Source organism: Streptomyces sp. NBC_01210 (assembly GCF_036010325.1).
Lineage (GTDB): Bacteria > Actinomycetota > Actinomycetes > Streptomycetales > Streptomycetaceae > Streptomyces.
This window is the reverse complement of the sequence record NZ_CP108549.1, coordinates 2,423,075-2,448,016: the sequence shown is the minus strand read 5'-3', so window position 1 is coordinate 2,448,016 and position 24,942 is coordinate 2,423,075. Positions and strand designations below refer to the sequence as shown.

Here is a 24,942-nt window from a genome sequence, read left to right as displayed (position 1 = left end):
CGCCATGGATCTCGACACCTTCCGCAAGCTCGCCGCCGACCGCCGTGTCATCCCCGTCAGCCGCAAGCTCCTCGCGGACGGCGACACCCCGGTCGGGCTCTACCGCAAGCTCGCCGCCGAACGTGAGGGCACCTTCCTGCTGGAGTCCGCCGAGAACGGGCGCTCCTGGTCCCGGTACTCCTTCATCGGCGTACGCAGCGCCGCCACCCTCACCGAGCGCGAGGGCCAGGCGCACTGGCTCGGCACCCCGCCCGTCGGCGTCCCGGTCGAAGGCGACCCGCTCCAGGCCCTGCGCACCACCGTCGAGACGCTGCACACGCCGAAGGACCTCGCCTCCGGCATGCCGCCCTTCACCGGCGGCATGGTCGGCTATCTCGGCTACGACGTCGTGCGCAGGCTGGAGAAGATCGGGCCCGGCGAGCGCGACGACCTGCGGCTTCCCGAGCTGACCATGCTGCTCACCTCGGACCTCGCGGTGCTCGACCACTGGGACGGCACCGTCCTGCTGATCGCCAACGCCATCAACCACAACGACCTCGACACCGGCGTCGACGAGGCGTACGCGGACGCAGTCGCACGCCTCGACGCCATGGAGTCGGACCTCGCGCGTCCGCTGGCCTCCGCGCCCGCCGCGCTGCCGCCCTCCGAGCTGCCGGAGTTCTCCGCGCTCTGGGGCGGCAAGGACTACCAGGACGCCGTCGAGGACATCAAGGAACGGATCAGGGCGGGCGAGGCCTTCCAGGTCGTACCGTCGCAGCGGTTCGAAACGCCTTGCCACGCAAGCGCGTTGGATGTCTACCGGGTGCTCAGGGCCACCAACCCGTCGCCGTACATGTACCTCTTCCGCTTCCACGGCTTCGATGTCGTCGGCTCCAGCCCGGAGGCTCTGGTCAAGGTCGAGGACGGGCGGGCCATGGTGCATCCGATCGCGGGCACCAGGCCGCGCGGCGCGACGCCGCAGGAGGACCAGGCCCTCGCCGACGAGCTGATGGCCGACCCCAAGGAGCGCGCCGAGCATCTGATGCTCGTCGACCTCGGCCGCAACGACCTGGGCCGGGTCTGCGAGCCCGGCAGCGTCGAGGTCGTCGACTTCATGTCGGTCGAGCGGTACTCCCACGTCATGCACATCGTCTCGACCGTGACCGGCCGGGTCGCCGCGGGCCGTACCGCCTTCGACGTACTGACCGCCTGCTTCCCGGCCGGCACGCTCTCCGGCGCCCCCAAGCCCCGTGCGATGCAGATCATCGACGAGCTGGAGCCCTCGCGGCGCGGACTGTACGGCGGCTGCGTCGGCTATCTCGACTTCGCCGGCGACTCCGACACCGCGATCGCCATCCGCACCGCGCTGCTCCGCGACGGCACGGCATTCGTACAGGCCGGAGCTGGTGTGGTGGCCGACTCGGACCCGGTCGCCGAGGACACCGAGTGCCGTAACAAGGCGGCCGCGGTGCTCCGCGCCGTCCACACCGCGAACCGCCTCAACAGCCGACGGGACGGTAAGGGATAGTGGGGCACGTGAGTGCTGTACCCGTACCCCAGCCCCGCGCCGAAGCCGCCTCCGCCACAAGCAGCCGCCGCAGCCTCGCCGCCGCCCTGTTCCTCGGCGCCGTCGGCGCGGCCGTCGTGCTGATCGCCGCCGGTCAGATCTGGGCCGAGGGCAAGGCCGCCGTCGGTGGCGGCAGCCTTCCGCTCGAGGCGGCGGGCAGCGATGTCACCGGTGTTCCCACGGCGCTCGCCATCGTCGGCCTGGCCGCTCTCGTCGCCGTCTTCGCCGTACGCAGCGGAGGCCGGCTGCTCGTCTCCGCCCTGCTGGCCCTGAGCGGTGCGGGCGCGGCACTCGCCGCCTTCATCGGGGCCTCCGACAGCGCCGCTCTCGACGAGAAGGCCGCGCAGACCACCGGGGACACGGCCGCCACGGTGGACGCGCTCACCCACACCGCCTGGCCCTACGCGACCGCGGCCGGCGCCCTGCTGATCCTGCTCGCCGGGCTGCTCGCGCTGCGCTACGGCAAGCAGTGGCCCGCCATGTCGGGCCGCTACGAGCGCGACGGCACCCCACGGCCCCGCAAGGCCGCGGTGGTGGACCCGGACCGGCCCGAGGACCTGTGGAAGGCTCTGGACCGCGGCGAGGACCCGACGCGCGAGGCGTGACGGACCCCACGTCATGCCATGGCACGGCATACGGGACAATGAGCGTTGAGCTCAGTGCTCACCACCGAACAACAGCTCACCCAGCACATCGACGAGGAGCGCATCAATGTCGGGCACCAGCCACGGACACACCCCGGCCGCCTGGACCGGTGTCACCATCGCCTTCATCGGCTTCTGCATCGCAGGCCTCTTCATGGTGGCGGCCAACCCGCTCGGCTTCTGGGCCGGTATCGGCGTCATCGCGCTCGGCGGTGTGGTCGGCGCGGCCATGAAGGCCGCCGGTCTCGGCATGCCGAAGGAGTCCGAGGCCTCGGTGCGGGCCAGGCACCACGCCGCCCAGGCGACGGCGCAGCCCGCGCAGGCGCAGACCACCGCCTGACGCCGCGGTTCAGCTCCAGAAAGGCGCAGCCCGGCGCGACCGGGCTGCGCCTTTCTGTATGAGCTGCGCCCTTCCGTAGGAACGGAGAGAATCACGGGGTGGACGCCATGCCTTCCTCCACCACACCGGCCCGCGAGCCCGGCCCGGCCCCGCTCGCGCGCCGCCTGGCCACTCCGTTGGCGACCCTCGCCGGGGTCGCGGCGGCCTTCGCGTACGTCGGCACGGTCGATCCCAATGAACCGGGCCACTACCCGGTCTGCCCGCTGTTCCGCTTCACCGGGATCTACTGCCCCGGCTGCGGCGGGCTGCGCAGCGCCCACGCGTTCATCCACGGCGATCTGGGGACTGCCCTCGGGTCCAACGCGGTGGCCGTCGTGGGCTACGGAATCTTCGCCGCGGTGTGGGTGATGTGGCTGATTCGCGCGGTACGGGGAGTGCCCCTGCGGATTACCCTCGGGCCCGCGTGGTGGTGGTCGCTCGGCGGTGTTCTGCTGATCTTCAGCGTGGTCCGGAACCTGCCATTCGGCTCCGCGCTGGCTCCGTAAAGTCCCAGCTAGTGGGACAGCCGTCCACCGGATGCGAGCCCGAGGCCATCCTGCGGATACCATCGACATGGCTGATCCTGATCCATCTCCACGTCCCGGAAGGGGGCCGCTCGCGTGAGTGTGCTCGACGAGATCATTGAAGGCGTACGCGCCGACCTCGCAGAGCGGCAGGCGCGTGTCAGCCTCGACGAGCTCAAGGAGCGTGCCGCCAAGGCTCCTGCGGCCAAGGACGGCGTCGCCGCGCTGCGCGGCGAAGGCGTCAAGGTGATCTGCGAGGTCAAGCGCTCCAGCCCGTCGAAGGGCGCGCTCGCCGCGATCGCCGATCCGGCCGGGCTCGCCGCCGACTACGAGGCGGGCGGCGCGGCCGTCATCTCCGTGCTGACCGAGGAGCGCCGCTTCGGAGGATCGCTCGCCGACCTCGAAGCCGTTCGCGCCAAGGTCGACATCCCCGTGCTGCGCAAGGACTTCATCGTCACCGCGTACCAGCTGTGGGAGGCCAGGGCCTACGGCGCCGACCTCGTGCTGCTGATCGTGGCCGCCCTCGAGCAGGAGGCGCTGGTCTCGCTGATCGAGCGCGCCGAGTCGATCGGGCTCACCCCGCTGGTCGAGGTGCACGACGAGGACGAGGTCGAGCGCGCGGTCGAGGCCGGTGCGAAGATCATCGGCGTCAACGCCCGCGATCTGAAGACGCTCAAGGTCGACCGCTCCGTTTTCGAGCGGGTCGCCCCCGAGATCCCGGCGCATATCGTGAAGATCGCCGAGTCCGGTGTACGCGGTCCGCACGATCTGATCGCCTACGCCAACGTCGGCGCCGATGCGGTGCTCGTCGGCGAGTCCCTGGTCACCGGCCGCGACCCGAAGTCGGCCGTCGCCGACCTGGTCGCCGCGGGCGCCCACCCGGCTCTGCGGCACGGCCGGAGCTGACCGCCCCATGACCGCCGCCGCCCGCACTGTCGCACCGCCGTACCGGACGTCCTCGCGCCCGGCGACGGCGGACGCGCCCCTGTGCGTATCGGCGGCAGACTTCGGCGCCCCTCGGGGCACGAGGACCGGTGCGGCCTCCCGCGGCGCGGTGCTCGCCGCGGCGCCGGGGACGAGCCTGGCGGCGAGCGCCGCGCGTGACCCCTACGCCCGGCTCGCCCGTGGCTGCAAGCCCCGCGGCTGCCGGGCCCCGGCCCGCCGGGTGCACGGCCGCCGGGTGCGTTATGTCATCGGGTCCGAGCCGGGACAGGTCAACGGCATGCGATGGCGCGCGGTCCGCGCGTGCGACTGCCACTAGGCGGTCTCCGGCGGGTGCTTTCCCCACCCCGCCCCCTTCCTGAACCGGGGCTCCGCCCCCGGACCCCGCGCCTCAATCGCCGGCGAGGCTTGGGTTTCCGCCCGTTCGGCGGAAACCCAAGCCCGTCCGGCGATTGAGGACACGCCCGAAGGGCGTACGGGGGTCTGGGGCGGAGCCCCGGATAACGGGAAGGGGCGGGTAGGGGAGCAACGCCCCGCCAGTCACCCGCGCACGCGCATACCGTGACCAATGTCAGCCAGACTTCTGGGGCATACGGCCCCGACAAGGAGCACGTCGCAATGTCGAGCGACTTCTTCATCCCGGACCCGGAGGGTCAGGTTCCCAGCGCCGAGGGCTACTTCGGCGCGTTCGGCGGCAAGTTCATCCCCGAGGCGCTCGTCGCCGCGGTCGACGAGGTGGCCGTCGAGTACGACAAGGCCAAGGCCGACCCCGCCTTCGCCGCCGAGCTCAACGACCTGATGGTCAACTACACGGGCCGCCCGAGCGCGCTCACCGAGGTGCCCAGGTTCGCCGAGCACGCCGGCGGCGCGCGGGTCTTCCTCAAGCGGGAGGACCTCAACCACACCGGATCACACAAGATCAACAACGTGCTCGGCCAGGCGCTGCTCACCAAGAGGATGGGCAAGACCCGGGTCATCGCCGAGACCGGCGCCGGACAGCACGGCGTCGCGACCGCGACCGCCTGCGCCCTCTTCGGCCTCGAGTGCACGATCTACATGGGCGAGATCGACACCCAGCGCCAGGCCCTGAACGTGGCCCGGATGCGGATGCTCGGCGCCGAGGTCATCCCGGTGGCCTCCGGCAGCCGGACCCTGAAGGACGCCATCAACGAGGCGTTCCGCGACTGGGTCGCCAATGTGGACCGTACGCACTATCTCTTCGGCACGGTCGCCGGACCGCACCCCTTCCCCGCGATGGTCCGCGACTTCCACCGGGTCATCGGCGTCGAGGCCCGTCGCCAGATCCTGGAGCGGGCCGGCCGGCTGCCGGACGCGGCCGTCGCCTGCGTCGGCGGCGGATCCAACGCGATCGGGCTGTTCCACGCCTTCATCCCGGACGCGGATGTACGCCTCGTGGGCTGCGAGCCCGCGGGCCACGGCATCGAGACCGGCGAGCACGCGGCCACCCTGACCGCGGGCGAGCCCGGCATCCTGCACGGCTCGCGCTCGTACGTCCTGCAGGACGAGGAGGGCCAGATCACCGAGCCGTACTCGATCTCCGCAGGGCTCGACTACCCCGGCATCGGCCCCGAGCACTCGTACCTCAAGGACAGCGGCCGGGCCGAGTACCGCGCGGTGACCGACGACGAGGCCATGCAGGCGCTGCGCCTGCTGTCCCGTACCGAGGGCATCATCCCGGCGATCGAGTCCGCGCACGCGCTGGCCGGGGCCCTGGAGGTCGGCAAGGAGCTGGGCAAGGACGGACTGATCGTGGTCAATCTGTCCGGCCGCGGCGACAAGGACATGGACACCGCCGCCCGTTACTTCGGGCTGTACGACGGCGAGGGGGACGCGAAGGTCGCCGCCGACGCCTCCGCGGAGAACGGCTTCGCCGAGATCAGGAGGGACGCGAAGTGAGCGGCAACATCCAGCTGTTGAGCGACACCCTGGCGCAGGCCAGGAACGAGAACCGGGCCGCGCTCATCGCGTACCTCCCGGCCGGCTTCCCGACCGTCGACGGCGGGATCGAGGCCGTCAAGGCCGCCTTCGAGGGCGGCGCGGACGTGGTGGAGGTCGGGCTGCCGCACAGCGACCCCGTCCTCGACGGCCCCGTCATCCAGACGGCCGACGACATCGCGCTGCGCGGCGGCGTCAAGATCGCCGATGTGATGCGTACGGTCCGCGAGGCGCACGAGGCCACCGGCAAGCCGGTCCTCGTCATGACGTACTGGAATCCGATCGACCGGTACGGCGTCGAGCGCTTCACCGCCGAGCTGGCCGAGGCGGGCGGCGCGGGCTGCATCCTGCCCGACCTGCCGGTCCAGGAGGCGGGCGGATGGCGCGAGCATGCCGAGAAGCACGGCCTCGCCACCGTCTTCGTCGTCGCGCCGAGCAGCCAGGACGCACGGCTGGCGAAGATCACTGAGGCCGGTTCCGGCTTTGTGTACGCGGCCTCGCTGATGGGTGTCACGGGCACCCGCGAGTCCGTGGGCGCACAGGCTCAGGACCTGGTGCGGCGTACCCGGGCCACCACCGACTTGCCGGTCTGCGTGGGCCTCGGGGTGTCCAACGCCGAGCAGGCCGCGGAGGTCGCCTCGTTCGCGGACGGCGTGATCGTCGGCTCGGCGTTCGTGAAGCGGATGCTCGACGCACCGGACCGTGCCGCTGGCCTTGAGGCGGTACGGGAGCTGGCGGGCGACCTCGCCAAGGGTGTACGCAGGGGCGAGTAGCTCATACGGGTGGAAATGGGACCGGGGAGGCATGCACATGCCTCCCCGGTTCGTTTGCGGGATGTGAGCGAGAAGAACCAGGGACAGAAGCAGACCGCGCGCGAGCGGCTCCAGCAGGAACGTGAGCGGGACAAGGCGCGGGAGAAGCGCCGGCGGACCCTGATCGTGGCGGCGGCGGTGGTGGGCGTACTGGGCCTCGCCGCCGTGGTCGGCGTGGTCGCCGCCAACTCCGGCAAGAAGAGCAGCGGCTCCGATGCCGGTCCTCTCCTCGCGCCCGCCGGAGTGCAGGGCAAGGACCAGCTCGCGATCCCGGTGGGCGCGAGCGACGCCCCGTCCACGCTCACGGTGTGGGAGGACTTCCGCTGCCCGATCTGCGCGAAGTTCGAGAGCGTCGCCCGGGGCACCCTCCACGAGCTGGAGCAGACGGGTCAGGCCAAGATCGAGTACCACCTCGCCACCATCATCGACGGGAACATGGGCGGCACCGGCTCGCTTCGCGCGGCGAATGCCGCGGCATGCGCACAGGACGTCGGGAAGTTCGCCCCGTACCACGATGTCCTCTACCAGAACCAGCCCGCGGAGACGGACGACGCCTTCGGCAAGAACAGTAGGCTGATCGAGCTCGCGGGGAAGGTCGAGGGACTCGACACCCCGGAATTCCGCAGCTGCGTCGAGGACGGCAAGCACGACGCCTGGGTGGCGAAGTCGAACACCGCCTTCCGCAACAGCGGCTTCCGCGGTACACCGACCGTGCTGCTCAACGGGGAGTCGATCTTCCCGGACAAGGGCGGCGAGCCGATCACCACAGCCAATCTGAAGAAGTGGGTCGCTGAGGCGAACAAGGGCAAGAAGCCGGGCACCAAGAGGTCGACGCCGAGCCCGACTTCGCCGGCCTCCTGACGTGGCCCGACGGACTGCCTCGAGCCGCGGCTCGTTACCCAGACGTTGCCGGGTGGGTTGCCGCACGTCCCACCCGGCAGGGTAGCGTCGGTCCTGCCATGGATATCGCCTACATTCCCAGCCCGTCGACCGGAGTGCTCCACCTCGGACCGCTCCCGCTGCGCGGCTACGCGTTCTGCATCATCATCGGTGTCTTTGTGGCCGTCTGGTACGGCAACAAGCGCTGGATCGCGCGGGGCGGCAAAGCCGGCACCGTGGCCGACATCGCCGTCTGGGCGGTGCCCTTCGGTCTCGTCGGCGGCCGGCTCTACCACGTGATCACCGACTACCAGCTGTACTTCAGCGAGGGTGAGAACTGGGTCGACGCCTTCAAGATCTGGGAGGGCGGCCTCGGTATCTGGGGCGCGATCGCGCTGGGCGCGGTCGGTGCCTGGATCGGCTGCCGCCGCCGCGGGATCCCGCTGCCGGCCTGGGCGGACGCCCTGGCACCCGCCATCGCCTTCGCGCAGGCGATCGGCCGCTGGGGCAACTGGTTCAACCAGGAGCTGTACGGCAAACCGACGGATCTGCCGTGGGCCCTCAAGATCACCGAGGGCACCAACCGCGAGGCCGGCCTCTACCACCCCACATTCCTGTACGAGTCCCTGTGGTGCGTCGGCGTCGCGGTGCTCGTCATCTGGGCCGACCGCCGCTTCAAGCTGGGACACGGCAGGGCGTTCGCGTTGTATGTCGCGTCGTACTGCGTGGGCCGGGGCTGGATCGAGTACATGCGCGTCGACGAGGCGCACCACGTACTGGGGCTGCGCCTCAATGTGTGGACCTCGATCGTCGTCTTTGTGCTGGCGGTGACCTACATCGTGATCTCGTCGCGGGTGCGGCCGGGGCGCGAGGAGATCGTCGAGCCGGAGACGGCGAAGTCTGAGGTGGCGAAGCCCGCGGCGGACGCCGGAGGCGACGAATCTGCGGCAGACGGGTCGGAAGGCACGTCGGAAGGCGCGTCGGAAGGCGTGTCGGACGGGACGTCGGAAGGCGTGTCGGACGGGACGGCGCAGGACCCCGCCGACGGGGACGAGAAGACTGACGCGGACGCGGAGTCGGCCAAGAAGGGCTGACGGCACGAGCCGTACGCAGGGGCCGCCGGAATCGAAAGGATTCCGGCGGCCTTTGCCTGTCGGGGGATGAACACGACGCATCCGGAGGCCGGACGACGAGTACGCCGAGCCGTACGGAATCAGGGTTCCTCGCGTCGCGCGAGGGCGAGGGTGCGCTGCGCCGCGGCCACGACCGCCGCGTCGACGAAGCGGCCGTCCGGCAGGGCCAGCGCGCCCTCGTCCGTGGCGGCCGCTTTGACGATCTCCTCCGCCGCCTCGATCTCCTCGGGCGTGGGGCGGAACGCCCGCTCGATGACCGGGAGCTGGTCGGGGTGGATGGCCGCCCGGCCCAGGAAGCCGAGCGAGCGGCCGTGGGTGCAGGAGGCGTAGAGGGCGTCCAGGTCGCGGATGTCGGGGAAGACGGACTGGGCGGGTGGCGGGAGTTGCGCGGCACGGGCGGCGATCACGATGCGGGTGCGTGGCCAGTCGAGGCCGGTGCCGTCCCGTACGCCGAGATCGGCCCGGAGATCGGACTCGCCGATGGCGATGCCGCGGACGGCGGGGTGGGCGGTGGCGATCGTGTACGCGTGCTCCACGGCGAGCGCGGATTCGAGGAGCGGGTAGAGCGGGACGCCCGGGGTCCGGGCCGCGATCCGCTGAATGTCAGAGGCGTGTGCGACCTTGGGGATACGCAGCGCACAGAGGCCCGGAAGTCCGGTGAGGGCCTCGATGTCATGGGGGGTGTTGATACGGACATGGACCGGGAGGGGATGGCGGGAGGCGAGGAGTTCGACGGTGGCGGCAAGCGCGTACTTCTTGCGGCCCGGGGACACCGCGTCCTCCAGATCGACGATCACGACATCGGCGGCGGAGGCGAGGGCTTTGTGCACGACCTCGGGTCGGTCCCCGGGGGCGTACAGATAGGTGAGGGGGATGGTCATAGGGCGCCCTGGGTGCGGAGGGCGGTGATATCGGCCAGGGACAGACCGAGTTCGGTGAGCACCGCGTCCGTGTCGGCGCCGTGCGGGCGGCCTGCCCAGCGGATGGCGCCGGGGGTGTCGGAGAGGCGGAAGAGGACGTTCTGCATACGGAGGGGGCCGAGCTCGGGGTCGAGCACTTCGGTGATGGTGTCCAGCGCCCGGTACTGGGGATCTTCCATGACATCGCGGATGTCGTAGATCGGAGCGATCGCCGCTTCGGCCTTCTCGAAGGCGGACATGGCTTCGGAGCGGGTGCGGCGGGCGATCCAGTTGCCCACCGCGTCGTCGAGTTCGTCCGCGTGCTCCGCGCGGCCGCTGCCGGTGGCGAACCACGGCTCGTCGATCAGCTCGGGGCGGCCGACCAGATGCATGACGCGTTCGGCGATGGACTGGGCCGAGGTGGAGACGGCCAGCCAGCAGCCGTCGGCCGTGCGGTAGGTGTTGCGCGGTGCGTTGTTGCGGGAGCGGTTGCCGGTGCGCTGCTGCATGTAGCCGAGCTGGTCGTACCAGAGGGGCTGCGGGCCCAGCACGGTCAGGATCGGTTCGATGATCGCCATGTCGACGACCTGGCCGCGGCCCGTCGCGGTGCGGGCGGTGAGCGCGGTCATCACGGCGTAGGCAGTGGCGAGCGCCGCGATCGAGTCGGCGAGGCCGAACGGAGGGAGGGTCGGCGGACCTTCGGGCTCGCCGGTGATGGAGGCGAAGCCGCTCATCGCCTCGGCGAGGGTGCCGAAGCCGGGGCGGTGGGAGTACGGGCCGAACTGCCCGAAGCCGGTGACGCGGGTGAGGACGAGTCGGGGGTTGGCCGCGCTCAGTTCGTCCCAGCCGAGCTGCCACCTCTCCAGGGTGCCGGGGCGGAAGTTCTCGATGATCACGTCGGCGGTGCTCGCGAGGAGGAGGAGGGTCTCGCGGCCGCCGGGGCAGGACAGATCGAGGGTGACGGTGCGTTTGTTGCGGCCGAGCAGTTTCCACCAGAGGCCGACGCCGTCCTTGGTGGGGCCGTGGCCGCGGGAGGGGTCGGGCCGGGTGGGGTGCTCGACCTTGATGACCTCCGCGCCGAAGTCGCCGAGCATGGTGGCGGCGAGCGGGCCGGCGAAGAGAGTGGCCAGGTCGAGGACGCGCAGCCCGTGCAGGGGGGTGGGGTTCATGAGGCGTCGATCTCGGAGCGGTACGGCATGGAGGTGGATGCGCCCGCGCGTTGGACACAGAGGGCTGCGGCGGCCGAGGCCCAGCTGAGGGCCTGCTGTACGGGGCGGCCCTCGACGAGCGCGACGGCGAGAGTGCCGACGAAGGTGTCGCCCGCCGCCGTGGTGTCCACGGCGGTGACCCGGGGTGCCGGGACGGTGAGGGGCGCGGCCCCTCTCCGCGCGTACAGGCTGCCTGCCGCGCCGAGCGTGATCACGACCTCGGGGACCTGACGCAGCAGCGCCTCGGCCGCGGCGTGCGGGTCGGCGATGCCGGCGAGGGTGGCTGCCTCGTGCTCGTTGGGGACCAGCAGATCGGTGGCGGCGAGGAGTTCGGGAGGGAGGGGCTGGGCGGGGGCGGGGGTGAGGACGGTCCGTACACCGTGGCGGCGGGCGGCTTCGGCGCCGTCGAGCACGGCGCTCAGCGGGAGTTCGAGCTGGAGCAGCAGCGCGTCGGCGGTGGCGATGAGGGCCTCGTCGCCGGGGACGAGGTGGGTGACGGTGCCGTTCGCGCCGGGGATCACGACGATCGAGTTGCCGCCTTCGTCGTCGACGACGATGTGCGCGGTGCCGGAGGGGCCGTCGGCGGTCCGCAGGAGGTCGGTGTCGACGCCGGAGGAGACGAGCGTCTGCCGCAGGCGTACGCCGAAGTCGTCCGAGCCGACCGCGCCGATCATCGCGACGTCGCCACCGGCGCGGGCGGCGGCTACGGCCTGGTTGGCGCCCTTGCCGCCGGGGATCGTACGGAACTCACGTCCCGTGACCGTCTCACCGCGTTTCGGCGCGTGCGCGACGTACGCGACGAGGTCCATGTTGGTGCTGCCGAGCACCACGATGCCGGTCATGGGCGGAGTGCCTCCTGGTGGGTGAGGTGGGCGAGGGTGTCGAAGCCGATGCCGTCGAAGCCGGCGACGGAGGTGGCGAGACGGTTCTTGAGCGGTGCGGTCCAGCGGTCGGGGATGGCGTCGGGGTGGCCGGCGAGCAGCCCGGCGATGGAGCCGGCGGTCGCACCGTTGGAGTCGGTGTCCCAGCCGCCCGACACGGCGCGGCAGATGGAGCCGGTGAAGTCCCCGTCGGCGTGGGTGAGTGCGGCGGCGAGAAGGGCCGCGTTGGGGAGGACATGGACCCAGTGGTACTGGCCGTAGACGGTGTGGAGCCGGTCGACGGCTTGGTCGAAGTGCGGTTCCTTGTGGGCGGTGTCGATACCGAAGCGGACGGCTTGGGCGAGGCGGGAGCGCGGGGGGACGACGCGGAGGCCGGTCCGCAGGCACTGGTGGACATCGCTCCGGCCGCCGGCCGCGGTGGCGATGGTGGCTGCGATGAACATCGCACCGTAGACGCCGTTGGCGGTGTGGGTGAGTACGGCATCGCGGTGGGCCTGCGCGGCGGCGGCCGCGGGGTCGCCGGGGTGCGTCCAGCCGTGGACGTCGGCGCGGATGGTGGCGCCGATCCACTCCCGGAAGGGGTTGCGGTGGCGGGCGGTGAGCGGGGGCTCGATGCCGGAGAGGAGGTTGCGGTAGGCAACGCGCTCGGCGGTGAAGGTCCGGCCGGCCGGGAGCTCGTCGAGCCAGAGCTGGGCGACCTGGTCGGTGGTGAAGCTCCTTCCGTGGCGCTGGAGGAGGACCAGGTTGAGGAGGGGGTAGTTGAGGTCGTCGTCCTCGGGCATGCCGTCGATGTTCTCGGCGAGGGAGGTGGCGGCGGACCGGCGGTTCCAGGGGTGGGCGGCGGCGAGCTCGGCGGGGACGCCTTTGGCGGTGAACCATGTGTTGAGGGGCCAGTTGCCGGTGGCGCGGGCGAGGTCGCGGATGGCGGTGAGAGGGAGCTTCTCGACGGGCTTGCCGAGAAGACACCCGACGGCACGGCCGAGCCAGGCGGCCTGCAGGGCGTGGGGGTGGGGATGGGCATGGGAATGGGGGTGGCTTTCCCCCGACCCGCCCGTTCCCGGAGTGGGGGGCGGGCCCCCGGACCCCGTCCAGGCTGCTTCGCGCGAGCCGGGCGGGGATGGGCTGCCTTCGGGCTCGGGCGCACTCAGTGCCTCGAACGAGTCCTGTGGGGGCGGGCCGTCGGGCGGCTGCGCCGGCTCTTGGGGTGGGCCGGTCGGCGCCGGGCCGGCAAGGCTTCCCGCAGCGTGCGGGTCCGGCGTTGTCGGCCAGGTGGGGCAGGCCGTGGCGATCGTGGGCAGGTCCGTTGGTTCCGCGTCCTTCAACGGGGAAGGCAGCCGGGCCAGTTCGGCCAGGAGCTCGACCGCCAAGGCGCGGAGGTGCGGCGGGGCCGGGGTCGGGGAGGCTCCCGCGTGAGGTGGGGTTTCGGGGCCGCCCGCCGTCTGCCAGCGGGTGCGGATCTCCGTCGCGTCGCGGCCGTCCTCCTCCGCCTGGCGCAGTTCGTGGCCCAGCAGGTCCTCCGGCTGGACCCAGGTGAGGCGCAGGCTGGTCATCGTGCCTCCATCAGGCGCGCGAACGCCGACTCGTGGGATCGGTGTCGTTCCGTGTCGCGGGTGAAGACCTCGCGGGTGACCGCCGCCAGTTCCCGCGCCGGCGCGTGCAGGTCGATGCGGCTCGCCTCGGCCACCGTCTTCGCCCAGTCGCTCGGGACCGCGGACTCGCCGTGGAGCGCCCCCGCGATCGCTCCGGCCATTGTCGCGATCGAGTCGCAGTCGCGGCCGTAGTTGACGGCGCCCAGGACCGTACGGCGGTAGTCGCCCCCGCCCACCAGCAGCATTCCGAGGGCGATGGGGAGTTCCTCGATGGAGTGCAGCCGAGAGGGCCGGCGGGCCGCCAGGGACGGGGTGCGGTAGTCCGGACCGACCGTGTCGAAGGGAGCGACCGCCGTACGAAGAGGAGCGAGGGCCGATTCGAAGTCCGAGTAGCCGGCCGCGGCTTCGGCCACCGCCTCGATCGCCGACTCCGTGCCGTCCTTGGCCAGTGAGAGCGCCGTGTCGACGACCGAGGTGGGGGTGGCGTCGGGCAGGCAGGCCGCGGAGACCGCCGCCGCGAAGACGCCCGCCGCCTCGCGCCCGTACGAGGACTGGTGCGCGCCCGCGATGTCGATGGCCTCGGCATAAGCGGCCTCGGGATGCGCCGCGTTGACCAGGCCCACCGGCGCCATGTACATCGCCGCGCCACAGTTGACGATGTTGCCCGCGCCTGCCTCGCGCGGATCGTTGTGCCCGTAGTGGAGGCGGGTCACCATCCACTTCTCGGCGAGGAAGACGCGTTGCAGGGGCAGCGCCTCCGCCTCGAGCTCCGGGATCCAGCGGGGGGTCGACATCAGGTCGGGGACCAGGTGGTCGGCGACGGCGTACGCGTCGAGATGGTCGCGTACGGTCGCGTACACGCGGATCAGCGCGTGCGTCATGAGGGTGTCGTCGGTGATGTGGCCGTCGCCCTTGTGGTAGGGGGCGATGGGGCGGGCGGTGCGCCAGGCCCCGCCGTTCCACGGGCCGACGATGCCGTGGACGCGGCCGCCGTGCCGTTCCACGATCTGCTCCGGGCTGTAGCCCTCGACCGGGCCGCCGAGCGCGTCACCGACAGCCGCTCCGATGAGGCTGCCGGCGATCCGGTCATCGAGTGCGAGCGTCGTCTCGAGTGTCGTCGTCGTCATGTCGGAATTGTCCACCCGGGGCGGTCAGTTCCGTGTGTGCAAGCAGCCCGGCGAGTTCGACCAGATCCGTGCCAGCGAGCCGGGGGAGCGCGCAGCCCGCGAGGGTGCGGCAGGCGTCGCGCCAGGTGGCGGGGACGGAATCGCCGCCGCCGAGCGCGCCGGTCAGCGCGCCGGCGAGGGCGGGCGCGGAGTCGGCGACGCGGGAGAGGCATGCGGCCGCGGGCACGGCCTCGGCGACCCGGCCGCGGGCGGCGGTGGCGAGGGCGAGGGCGACCGGGACGGTTTCGGCGGCGGCGATGCCATAGCTGTATACGTGGTCGACGATCTGGTGCTCGAGGAGCGGTACGAGTTCGAAGGCGCCGTTCGCGTCGCGGGCGAGTTTCACGGCGTGCTGGGCGTTGCGGCCGATCTCGGTGGCGTCGGGGAGCTCGGCGAGGGCGGCGTCGACCGCGTCGTCGACGGACGCGCCGCCGAGCGCCGCGGCCACGGCGGCGGCCATGGCGCGTGCGCCGTGCACTCCGTCGCCGTCCTGGGTGTAGCGCGCGTCGAACTCGGCGAGCGTGGCGGCGGCGAGCGGGTCGCCGGGGTGGACGACGGCGAGAACGGCGGCGCGTACGCAGGCGGCGTCGTCGAAGTAGTGCGGGTTGTCGTGGCCGGTGGCGGGCGGGCGGAGGCCGGTGGCGAGATTGCCGAGTCCGGCGCGTACGGAGATCCGGGCGCGGAGTTGTAGTACGGCGGACTCGACCTCGGGGGCGCGCTCGGCGGCTGCGGCGATCTCGCTGGCGAGGGAGTTCCAGGCGAGGTCGACGGCGGCGCGCATACGGCGGCCGGGGGGCAGGCCGGCGAGGAGGTCACCGGCGGCAGTGAGCACGGTCTCGGCGGCGAAGGCGGCCCATTCGGCGTCGTCGGAGGGGCCGAGGAGGAGGGGTTCGGGGGGCTGGTTGAGGGCGATGGGGACGGGGAGGGTGGTGGTGGCGTTCTGCTCGGCGAAGGTGTCGAGCTCACGGGTGAGACGGCGGGTCCACTCGGGCATCCGGGCGGCGCGGTGCCGGGCGGCGGGCCACCCGGCGGCGTCACCGGCGGCGAGGCCGAGGAGGAGACCTTCGATGGGGCGGGGCGGGTGGTCTTCCCCAGCCCCGCCCCTTCCCGAAACCGGGGGCAGGCCCCCGGCCCCCCGCCGAGCCCTCGGCGATCCGCGCGTGCCGAGGGCTTCGTCGGGTGCGGGGTCGTGCGGTCGCGCGGGGCTCGGTCCTTCGCGCGAGCCCGGGCGCCCGTCGGGTGCGGGGCGCTGCAGCCCTCCGGGTCTCGGGGCTTCGGGCGTGCCGAGGGCTTCTTCGGGTGCGGGGTGTGGTTCTGCGGGACTGGGTGGTCCGGGCGTGCCGAGGCGCCCGTCGGGTGCGGGGTCGTGCGGTCGCGCGGGGCTCGGTCCTTCGCGCGAGCCCGGGCGCCCGTCGGGTGCGGGGCGCTGCAGCCCTCCGGGTCTCGGGGCTTCGGGCGTGCCGAGGGCTTCTTCGGGTGCGGGGTGTGGTTCTGCGGGACTGGGTGGTCCGGGCGTGCCGAGGCGCCCGTCGGGTGCGGGGTCGTGCGGTCGCGCGGGGCTCGGTCCTTCGCGCGAGCCCGGGCGCCCGTCGGGCGCGAGGCCCTGCAGCCCTCCGGGGCTCGGGGCTTCGCGCGAGGGCACGGGGCTGTCGGGGCCTCCGCGGCTCGGTGCTTCGGGCCTGGCCCGTGTGGGCTCCCGGCGGCGCGTCGCGGGTTGGCCCTCAGGCCCGGCCGCCGCCCGGCGCTCGGGTGTCATGACGCCGCCTGCGGGTCGTCGTCCGGGGTCAGGAGTTCCGCGATGTCCAGCACGTGGTGGCCGCTCATCGACGGAAGGCAGCTCCCGCGGACCGGGCCGATCACCGAGGACCATTCGGCGGGGATCGCCGTGGCGCCGGACACCGCTCCCGCCAGCGCGCCCGCCACCGCCGCCGTCGTGTCCGCGTCGCGGCCCATGTTGACCGCCGTCAGGACCGATGTACGGAAGTCTCCGCGGGCCGCCGCGAACGCGCCGAACGCCAGGCCCACCGCCTCCGGGGCCAGGTCCGTCCACGGGTAGCCGCCGATGACGACCGCCGAGCGGACCGCCCGTTCCTTGGAGAGCGCGTCCGCGTAGGTGTGCTGGGCCGCGACGACCGCGCGGCGCAGCGAGCGGGCCGTCCAGGAGTCCATGGGGACCACGGACAGGGCCGCGCCGATCACCCCGGCCGGCCCGGCTCCCGCCATCGCCGCGGCCACGCCTGCCGCCACCGCCTGGCCGCCGTAGATGCCCTCGCCGTCGTGGCTGACGCTGCCGTCGATCGCGACCAGCCGCGCCGCCTCCGCCGGGTGGCCCGCCGCGAAGACGCCGAACGGCGCCGCGCGCATCGCCAGGCCGTCGCTCCAGGCGTGCCGGTGCTGCGCCGAGATCGGGGCGGCGAGCCCGCGCCGCAGGTTCTCGAGCGTGCCGCGTTCGCTGAACCCCGCGCCCCGGAACGGGCCTTCGTCGAGGTCCGCGATCCATTGGTGCCACGCCTTCTCCACATGGGCCACGGTCAGGGCCGAGCCGTGCCGGGCGAGGAGGAGGCCGGAGAAGATGGCGTACTCCGTGTCGTCCGTGCCCGCCGGATGCTCGCTCACAAAGCCCTCGATACGGCCCCACCGGCGGCGGATCTCGGACGGCCGCATGTTCTCGGCGGGAGCGCCGAGCGCGTCGCCCACCGCGAGACCGAGCATTGCGCCGCAGGCCCGATCGCGGATATCGGCGGAGGAGGGGCCGGCCGGATCAGCGGGATTGCATGCAATCAACTCCATGGGGCGGGCCCCTTTCGCGCGCACCGAGCCTGTTCCTCCATCTGTGCCACATGTGACGCGCGAGGAGTCTGAGAAACGTGTCTGTCACCCGGACCGCCCTCCGGCTCCGGAATCCGGACCGTCGTCCAGCTCCGGCACCGGACCGTATTCCCGCCCGGCGGCCGGACCGTCTCCCGCCCGGCGGCCAGGTAAGTACGGCCTGCCTTGCTGGCGGACCCCTTACATCGTGCGTATTTTCGAGGGTGAAGGGGGAGCGGGACCACCGGGCCCGCTGCAGGAAAAGGGGAGAACTGTGTCCATCATCGAAACCGAGGCGACGCTCCACGAGGCGCACCGCGACAATCACACGCACCGTGATGTGAACGGCGGCTGGCTGCGCCCCGCGGTCTTCGGCGCGATGGACGGACTCGTCTCCAACCTGGCGCTGATGACCGGTGTCGCGGGCGGCTCGGTCTCCCAGCAGACCATCGTCATCACCGGCCTGGCCGGCCTCGCGGCGGGCGCCTTCTCCATGGCGGCCGGCGAGTACACCTCCGTCGCCTCCCAGCGCGAGCTCGTACAGGCCGAGCTGGACGTCGAGCGACGGGAGTTGCGCAAGCACCCCATCGACGAGATGGAGGAGCTGGCGGCGCTGTACGTCGCGCGCGGCGTGGAGCCCGCGCTCGCCCGCGAGGTGGCGATGCAGCTCTCCAGGGACCCCGAGCAGGCGCTGGAGATCCATGCCCGCGAGGAGCTCGGCATCGACCCGGACGACCTGCCGTCGCCGACCGTCGCCGCGATCTCGTCCTTCGGTTCGTTCGCGCTGGGCGCGCTGCTGCCCGTACTGCCGTATCTGCTCGGCGCGACCGCTCTGTGGCCGGCGGTGCTGCTGGCGCTCGTCGGGCTCTTCGCCTGCGGTGCGCTCGTCGCCCGCGTGACGGCGCGCAGCTGGTGGTACAGCGGGCTGCGTCAGCTGGTCCTCGGTGGCGCGGCGGCGGCCCTCACCTACGGGCTCGGCGCGCTGTTCGGCGCCGCGGTCTGACGCCTTCCGGCAGCCACCCCGCCCCCTCCTTCGACACCTGCGCACCGGCCCCTCGTCAGGGGCCGGTGCGCGGTCGCATGCGCGCCGTTCCCGTAAGTTGTGACGTACGTCCTCTCTGCGGATCCGGCGAGGAGTGAGACACTATGCGAAGTGCTACATAAGTAGCCGTAACTCGACGGTTTCGAGTCCTTAATCACCGGGCATGAGCCGTAGACACTGCGGGCAATGAGGCCTGCTCTGCGACGGGCTTGCGGACATCGATCTGTCCGACTTGACCCACCTCCACCGCTTCGCGCGGTGTCCGCATGCTGGAACCAGCTATCCACTTTTCGAGAAGCACTCCATCATGTAATCTGCACGAAATTTCGCGGAGGGCCAACGTCGTCCCTCGGCAGCTGTATTTGCCACGACGACGACGGGAGAGCCGATGCGTTCCGACGCCTGGTCGCCCATGGACGGTCGCCCCACCCCCCAGGGGATGTACGACCCCCGTAACGAACACGACGCATGCGGCGTCGGGTTTGTGGCCACCCTCACCGGTGTTCCCAGCTATGAGCTGGTCGAGCAGGCGCTGACCGTACTGCGGAATCTGGAGCACCGCGGTGCCACCGGCTCCGAGCCCGACTCGGGTGACGGCGCCGGCATCCTGCTTCAGGTCCCGGACGCCTTCCTGCGCGAGGTCAGCGGTTTCGACCTCCCCGAGGCCGGTGCGTACGCCGTCGGAATCGCCTTCCTGCCGGCCGACGACAGCTCCAACGCCGTCTCACGCATTGAGACGATCGCCGCCGAGGAGGGTCTGAACGTCCTCGGCTGGCGCGAGGTCCCGGTCACCCCGGATCTGCTCGGCAGCGGCGCCCGCGCCACCATGCCGGCCTTCTCGCAGCTCTTCGTCTCGGACGGTACGAGCACGGGTATCGCGCTGGACCGCAAGGCATTCGTGCTGCGCAAGCGCGCCGAGCGTGAGGCCGGGGTCTACTTCCCGTCGCTCTCCGCCCGCACGATCGTCTACAAGGGCATGCTGACCACCGGCCAGCTGGAGCCCTTCTTCCCGGACCTCTCCGACCGGCGCTGCGCCACGGCCGTCGCGCTCGTCCACTCGCGGTTCTCCACGAACACCTTCCCGAGCTGGCCGCTGGCCCACCCGTACCGCTTCGTCGCGCACAACGGCGAGATCAACACGGTCAAGGGCAACCGCAACTGGATGCGCGCCCGCGAGTCGCAGCTCGTGTCCGACCTCTTCGGAGCCGAGAAGCTGGAGCGGATCTTCCCGGTCTGCACGCCGGACGCCTCCGACTCCGCCTCCTTCGACGAGGTCCTCGAGCTCCTCCACCTCGGTGGCCGCTCGCTGCCGCACTCCGTGCTGATGATGGTCCCCGAGGCGTGGGAGAACCACGACTCCATGGACCCGGCCCGGCGCGGCTTCTACCAGTACCACTCCACGATGATGGAGCCCTGGGACGGTCCGGCCTGCGTCACCTTCACCGACGGCACCCAGGTCGGCGCGGTCCTCGACCGCAACGGTCTGCGACCCGGTCGCTACTGGGTGACCGACGACGGACTCGTCGTCCTCTCCTCCGAGGTCGGCGTCCTCGACATCGACCCCGCGAAGGTCGTCCGCAAGGGCCGCCTCCAGCCCGGCAGGATGTTCCTCGTCGACACCGCCGAGCACCGCATCATCGAGGACGACGAGATCAAGTCCTCCCTCGCCGCCGAGCAGCCGTACCAGGAGTGGCTGGAAGCCGGCGAGATCGAGCTCGAGGACCTTCCCGAGCGTGAGCACATCGTCCACACCCACGCCTCGGTCACTCGCCGCCAGCAGACCTTCGGGTACACCGAGGAGGAGCTGCGCGTCATCCTCGCGCCGATGGCCCGTACCGCCGGTGAGCCGCTCGGCTCCATGGGTACGGACTCGCCGATCGCGGCCCTGTCCCAGCGCCCCCGGCTGCTCTTCGACTACTTCACCCAGCTCTTCGCGCAGGTCACCAACCCGCCGCTGGACGCCATCCGCGAGGAGCTCGTCACCTCGCTGCGCTCCTCGCTCGGCCCGCAGGGCAACATCCTGGAGCCGACCGCCGCGACCTGCCGCAGCGTCACCCTGCCCTTCCCGGTGATCGACAACGACGAGCTGGCCAAGCTCATCCACATCAACGCCGACGGCGACATGCCGGGCATGACCGCCGCGACGCTCTCCGGTCTCTACCGGGTCAGCGGCGGCGGTGACGCCCTCGCCGCCCGTCTCGAGGAGATCTGCGCCGAGGTCGACGCGGCCATAGAGGACGGCGCCCGACTGATCGTCCTCTCCGACCGGCACTCGGACGCCGAGCACGCGCCGATCCCGTCGCTGCTGCTCACCTCCGCCGTGCACCACCACCTCATCCGCACCAAGCAGCGCACACAGGTCGGTCTGCTGGTCGAGGCCGGCGATGTCCGCGAGGTGCACCATGTCGCGCTCCTCATCGGCTACGGCGCCGCCGCCGTCAACCCGTACCTGGCGATGGAGTCCGTCGAGGACCTGGTCCGCGCCGGTACGTTCATCCAGGGCCTGGAGCCCGAGCAGGCCATCCGCAACCTCATCTACGCCCTCGGCAAGGGCGTCCTGAAGGTCATGTCCAAGATGGGCATCTCGACGGTCGCCTCCTACCGAGGCGCGCAGGTCTTCGAGGCCGTCGGTCTCGACGACGCCTTCGTGGAGAAGTACTTCAACGGCACCGCCACGAAGATCGGCGGAGCCGGTCTCGAGGTCGTCGCCAAGGAGGTCGCCGCCCGGCACGCCAAGGCCTACCCGGCCTCCGGCATCTCCGCCACGCACCGTGCGCTGGAGATCGGGGGCGAGTACCAGTGGCGCCGCGAGGGCGAGCCGCACCTCTTCGACCCGGAGACGGTCTTCCGGCTGCAGCACGCCACGCGCTCGCGCAGCTACGACATCTTCAAGAAGTACACGGACCGGGTCAACGAGCAGTCCGAGCGCCTGATGACGCTGCGCGGTCTCTTCGGCTTCAGGTCCGAGCGGGAAGCGATCTCCATCGACGAGGTCGAGCCGGTCTCCGAGATCGTCAAGCGCTTCTCCACCGGCGCCATGTCGTACGGCTCCATCTCCCGCGAGGCGCACGAGACCCTCGCCATCGCCATGAACCGGCTGGGTGGCAAGTCCAACACCGGTGAGGGCGGCGAGGACGCGGACCGGCTGTACGACCCGGAGCGCCGTTCCTCCATCAAGCAGGTCGCCTCCGGCCGCTTCGGTGTGACGAGCGAGTACCTGGTCAACGCGGACGACATCCAGATCAAGATGGCGCAGGGCGCGAAGCCCGGCGAGGGCGGCCAGCTGCCCGGTCACAAGGTCTACCCGTGGATCGCCAGCACCCGGCACTCCACCCCGGGTGTAGGTCTGATCTCGCCGCCGCCGCACCACGACATCTACTCCATCGAGGATCTGGCTCAGCTGATCCACGACCTCAAGAACGCCAACCCGGCCGCGCGTATCCACGTGAAGCTGGTCTCCGAGGTCGGTGTCGGCACGGTGGCCGCGGGTGTCTCCAAGGCGCACGCGGACGTCGTCCTCATCTCCGGCCACGACGGCGGTACCGGCGCCTCGCCGCTCACCTCGCTGAAGCACGCGGGCGGCCCGTGGGAGCTCGGCCTCGCCGAGACCCAGCAGACCCTGCTGCTCAACGGCCTGCGCGACCGCATCGTCGTACAGACCGACGGCCAGCTGAAGACCGGCCGCGATGTCGTCATCGCCGCGCTGCTGGGCGCCGAGGAGTTCGGTTTCGCGACCGCGCCGCTCGTCGTCTCCGGCTGCGTCATGATGCGCGTCTGCCACCTGGACACCTGCCCGGTCGGCATCGCCACACAGAACCCCGTGCTGCGCGACCGGTTCTCCGGCAAGGCCGAACACGTCGTCAACTTCTTCGAGTTCATCGCCGAGGAGGTCCGCGAGCTCCTCGCCGAGCTGGGCTTCCGTACGATCGAAGAGGCCGTCGGCCACGCGGAGCTGCTGGACACCGAGCGGGCCGTGGACCACTGGAAGGCACAGGGCCTCAACCTCGAGCCCCTCTTCTACGTCCCCGAGCTGCCGGACGGCGCCGTACGCCACCAGCTGGTCGAGCAGGACCACGGTCTGGAGAAGGCGCTCGACAACGAGCTGATCGAGCTGGCCGCCGAGGCTCTGAACGCCGCCTCCGCCGAGGACGCCCAGCCGGTGCGTGCGCAGGTCGCGATCCGCAACATCAACCGCACCGTCGGCACGATGCTCGGCCACGAGGTGACCAGGAAGTTCGGCGGTGCGGGCCTGCCCGACGACACCATCGACATCACCTTCACCGGATCGGCCGGCCAGTCCTTCGGCGCCTTCGTGCCGCGCGGTGTGACGCTGCGGCTGGAGGGCGACGCCAACGACTACGTCGGCAAGGGCCTCTCCGGCGGCCGCGTCATCGTCCGCCCGGACCGGGGCGCCGACCACCTCGCCGAGTACTCCACCATCGCGGGCAACACCATCGCCTACGGTGCGACCGGCGGCGAGCTGTTCCTGCGCGGCCGGACCGGCGAGCGGTTCTGCGTCCGAAACTCCGGTGCCACGGTTGTCTCGGAGGGCGTGGGCGACCACGGCTGCGAGTACATGACCGGCGGTCACGCGGTGGTGCTCGGCGAGACCGGACGTAACTTCGCGGCCGGTATGTCCGGCGGCGTCGCGTACGTCATCGACCTCGACCGCGACAACGTCAACGTGGGCAACCTCGGCGCTGTCGAGGCCCTCGACGACTCCGACAAGCAGTGGCTGCACGATGTCGTGCGCCGCCACCAGGAGGAGACGGGCTCGACCGTCGCGTCGAAGCTGCTGGCCGAGTGGTCCATTGCGGTGGACCGCTTCAGCAAGATCATCCCGACCACGTACAAGGCAGTGCTCGCCGCCAAGGACGCCGCTGAGCTCGCCGGTCTCTCCGAGCAGGAGACCACCGAGAAGATGATGGAGGCGGCGACCAATGGCTGACCCCAAGGGCTTCCTGACCACCGGCCGAGAGGTCGCCGAGACCCGCCCCGTCGCGGATCGCGTCAAGGACTGGAACGAGGTCTACGTTCCCGGTTCGTTGCTGCCGATCATCAGCAAGCAGGCCGGGCGCTGCATGGACTGCGGTATTCCGTTCTGCCACAACGGCTGTCCGCTGGGGAACCTCATCCCCGAGTGGAACGACTACGCGTACCGCGAGGACTGGTCGGCGGCGAGCGAGCGGCTGCACGCGACCAACAACTTCCCGGAGTTCACCGGGCGGCTGTGCCCGGCGCCCTGCGAGTCGGCCTGCGTCCTCGGCATCAACCAGCCGGCCGTCACCATCAAGAACGTCGAAGTCTCGATCATCGACAAGGCGTGGGACACCGGCGACGTCAAGCCGCAGCCGCCGGAGCGTCTGTCCGGCAAGACGGTCGCGGTCATCGGCTCGGGCCCGGCGGGCCTCGCCGCCGCCCAGCAGCTGACCCGGGCGGGTCACACGGTCGCCGTCTACGAGCGCGCGGACCGCATCGGAGGCCTTCTCCGGTACGGCATCCCCGAGTTCAAGATGGAGAAGGTGCACATCAACCGCCGTATCGAGCAGATGCGCGCGGAGGGCACCAAGTTCCGCACCGAGATCGAGATCGGCCGTGACATCGACGCCGCGAAGCTGCGTAAGCGGTACGACGCGGTGGTCATCGCGGCCGGCGCGACTGTCTCGCGCGACCTGCCGGTCCCGGGCCGTGAGCTGAACGGCATCCACTTCGCCATGGAGTACCTGCCGCTCGCCAACAAGGTGCAGGAGGGCGACTTCGTCGCTCCTCCGATCACCGCGGAGGGCAAGCACGTCGTGGTCATCGGCGGCGGTGACACGGGCGCGGACTGTGTCGGTACGGCCCACCGCCAGGGCGCGGCCTCCGTCACACAGCTGGAAATCATGCCGCGACCGGGCGACGACCGTCCGGCGGGTCAGCCGTGGCCGACCTTCCCGATGCTCTACAAGGTCACCTCGGCGCACGCGGAGGGCGGCGAGCGGGTCTACTCCGTCTCCACCACCCACTTCGAGGGCGACGAGGACGGCAACGTCCAGTTCCTCCACCTCGTGGAGGTGGAGTTCAAGGGCGGCAAGCTGGAGCAGAAGCCGGGCACGGAGCGGAAGATCCCGGCGCAGCTGGTCACGCTCGCGATGGGCTTCACGGGCACGGACCAGGAGAACGGGCTGGTCCAGCAGTTCGGCCTGGCGCTGGACGAGCGCGGCAACATCGCGCGGGACGCGGACTTCGCGACCAGCGTGGGCGGCGTGTACGTCGCCGGTGACGCGGGCCGTGGCCAGTCGCTGATCGTGTGGGCGATCGCCGAGGGCCGCTCGGCGGCGCGCGGTGTGGACCGCTTCCTGACCGGTGTCAGTGAGCTGCCGGCCCCGATCCGCCCGACGGACCGTTCGCTGACGGTCTGATCACCGCTCAACCCCTCATACGGTCCCGTACAACGGCGTACGGAACTCAACGCGGCGCCTGCCCTGTCCCCGACCGGACACTGGGTGGGCGCCGCGGCACGTTCAGCCGGGGGCGGCATACAAGACGAAGTCG

20 protein-coding genes are annotated in these 24,942 nt (G+C 71.5%); 13 read left to right on the top strand and 7 right to left on the bottom strand.

The annotated features are described in order from the left end of the window. The first annotated feature begins 4 nt into the window (after positions 1-4). The 10 genes from OG735_RS11145 (at position 5) to lgt (ending at position 8,776) form a co-directional block, all read left to right on the top strand. Entirely contained in the window at positions 5-1,507 is a 1,503-nt protein-coding gene (locus tag OG735_RS11145; RefSeq protein ID WP_327322983.1) for an anthranilate synthase component I, read from the top strand. Beyond that, on the top strand, positions 1,507-2,151 hold the full coding sequence (locus OG735_RS11140; protein ID WP_327322982.1) for a TIGR02234 family membrane protein: 645 nt from the start codon (positions 1,507-1,509) through the stop codon (positions 2,149-2,151). Before OG735_RS11145 ends, OG735_RS11140 begins: the two co-directional genes overlap by 1 nt. A gap of 106 nt (positions 2,152-2,257) precedes the next feature. Beyond that, a complete protein-coding gene (locus tag OG735_RS11135) occupies positions 2,258-2,530 on the top strand; it encodes an HGxxPAAW family protein (RefSeq protein WP_327322981.1) in 273 nt (90 codons plus the stop codon). Positions 2,531-2,637: 107 nt separating this feature from the next. Next, the gene (locus OG735_RS11130) at positions 2,638-3,075 is read left to right on the top strand and encodes a DUF2752 domain-containing protein (RefSeq protein WP_327322980.1); all 438 of its coding nucleotides are present in this window, start codon (positions 2,638-2,640) and stop codon (positions 3,073-3,075) included. Between the two features lie 114 nt (positions 3,076-3,189). Next, positions 3,190-3,999 (top strand): indole-3-glycerol phosphate synthase TrpC, encoded by an 810-nt coding sequence (gene trpC / locus OG735_RS11125; RefSeq protein WP_327322979.1) that lies wholly within the window; start codon positions 3,190-3,192, stop codon positions 3,997-3,999. A gap of 148 nt (positions 4,000-4,147) precedes the next feature. Beyond that, a complete protein-coding gene (trpM, locus tag OG735_RS11120; protein ID WP_327328275.1) occupies positions 4,148-4,354 on the top strand; it encodes a tryptophan biosynthesis modulator TrpM in 207 nt (68 codons plus the stop codon). Positions 4,355-4,653: 299 nt separating this feature from the next. Further along, complete coding sequence (gene trpB / locus OG735_RS11115) at positions 4,654-5,952, top strand: tryptophan synthase subunit beta (RefSeq protein WP_327322978.1); 1,299 nt, start codon at positions 4,654-4,656, stop codon at positions 5,950-5,952. Next, on the top strand, positions 5,949-6,764 hold the full coding sequence (gene trpA / locus OG735_RS11110) for a tryptophan synthase subunit alpha (protein WP_327322977.1): 816 nt from the start codon (positions 5,949-5,951) through the stop codon (positions 6,762-6,764). Before trpB ends, trpA begins: the two co-directional genes overlap by 4 nt. A 63-nt stretch (positions 6,765-6,827) precedes the next feature. Beyond that, positions 6,828-7,664: a DsbA family protein gene (locus tag OG735_RS11105; protein ID WP_327322976.1), complete on the top strand. Its 837-nt coding sequence runs from the start codon at positions 6,828-6,830 to the stop codon at positions 7,662-7,664. Between the two features lie 98 nt (positions 7,665-7,762). Then, positions 7,763-8,776 (top strand): prolipoprotein diacylglyceryl transferase, encoded by a 1,014-nt coding sequence (gene lgt / locus OG735_RS11100; RefSeq protein ID WP_327322975.1) that lies wholly within the window; start codon positions 7,763-7,765, stop codon positions 8,774-8,776. Positions 8,777-8,895: 119 nt separating this feature from the next. Here lgt and OG735_RS11095 read toward each other — a convergent pair whose 3' ends face one another. From OG735_RS11095 to OG735_RS11065, 7 genes are all read right to left on the bottom strand, one after another. Next, on the bottom strand, positions 8,896-9,696 hold the full coding sequence (locus OG735_RS11095; RefSeq protein ID WP_327322974.1) for an HpcH/HpaI aldolase/citrate lyase family protein: 801 nt from the start codon (positions 9,694-9,696) through the stop codon (positions 8,896-8,898). After that, positions 9,693-10,883 carry a CaiB/BaiF CoA transferase family protein gene (locus tag OG735_RS11090; RefSeq protein WP_327322973.1) on the bottom strand — a complete coding sequence of 397 codons (1,191 nt, stop codon included), beginning with the start codon at positions 10,881-10,883 and terminating at the stop codon, positions 9,693-9,695. Before OG735_RS11090 ends, OG735_RS11095 begins: the two co-directional genes overlap by 4 nt. After that, a complete protein-coding gene (gene rbsK / locus OG735_RS11085; RefSeq protein WP_327322972.1) occupies positions 10,880-11,764 on the bottom strand; it encodes a ribokinase in 885 nt (294 codons plus the stop codon). The genes OG735_RS11090 and rbsK overlap by 4 nt, the downstream gene beginning before the upstream one ends. Then, on the bottom strand, positions 11,761-13,353 hold the full coding sequence (locus OG735_RS11080; protein WP_327322971.1) for an ADP-ribosylglycohydrolase family protein: 1,593 nt from the start codon (positions 13,351-13,353) through the stop codon (positions 11,761-11,763). Before OG735_RS11080 ends, rbsK begins: the two co-directional genes overlap by 4 nt. Continuing rightward, positions 13,350-14,519 carry an ADP-ribosylglycohydrolase family protein gene (locus OG735_RS11075; RefSeq protein ID WP_327322970.1) on the bottom strand — a complete coding sequence of 390 codons (1,170 nt, stop codon included), beginning with the start codon at positions 14,517-14,519 and terminating at the stop codon, positions 13,350-13,352. The genes OG735_RS11080 and OG735_RS11075 overlap by 4 nt, the downstream gene beginning before the upstream one ends. Beyond that, complete coding sequence (locus OG735_RS11070) at positions 14,479-15,990, bottom strand: proline-rich domain-containing protein (RefSeq protein ID WP_327328274.1); 1,512 nt, start codon at positions 15,988-15,990, stop codon at positions 14,479-14,481. Before OG735_RS11070 ends, OG735_RS11075 begins: the two co-directional genes overlap by 41 nt. A 320-nt stretch (positions 15,991-16,310) precedes the next feature. Then, entirely contained in the window at positions 16,311-17,348 is a 1,038-nt protein-coding gene (locus OG735_RS11065; protein WP_327322969.1) for an ADP-ribosylglycohydrolase family protein, read from the bottom strand. 292 nt (positions 17,349-17,640) lie between these two features. Between OG735_RS11065 and OG735_RS11060 the strand changes: the two genes are divergently transcribed. The 3 genes from OG735_RS11060 to OG735_RS11050 all read left to right on the top strand — a co-directional run bounded on the left by OG735_RS11060 (position 17,641) and on the right by OG735_RS11050 (position 24,809). Then, a complete protein-coding gene (locus OG735_RS11060) occupies positions 17,641-18,369 on the top strand; it encodes a VIT1/CCC1 transporter family protein (RefSeq protein WP_327322968.1) in 729 nt (242 codons plus the stop codon). Positions 18,370-18,796: 427 nt separating this feature from the next. Beyond that, complete coding sequence (gene gltB / locus OG735_RS11055) at positions 18,797-23,356, top strand: glutamate synthase large subunit (RefSeq protein WP_327322967.1); 4,560 nt, start codon at positions 18,797-18,799, stop codon at positions 23,354-23,356. Further along, entirely contained in the window at positions 23,349-24,809 is a 1,461-nt protein-coding gene (locus OG735_RS11050) for a glutamate synthase subunit beta (protein WP_327322966.1), read from the top strand. The genes gltB and OG735_RS11050 overlap by 8 nt, the downstream gene beginning before the upstream one ends. The last annotated feature ends 133 nt before the right edge of the window (positions 24,810-24,942 follow it).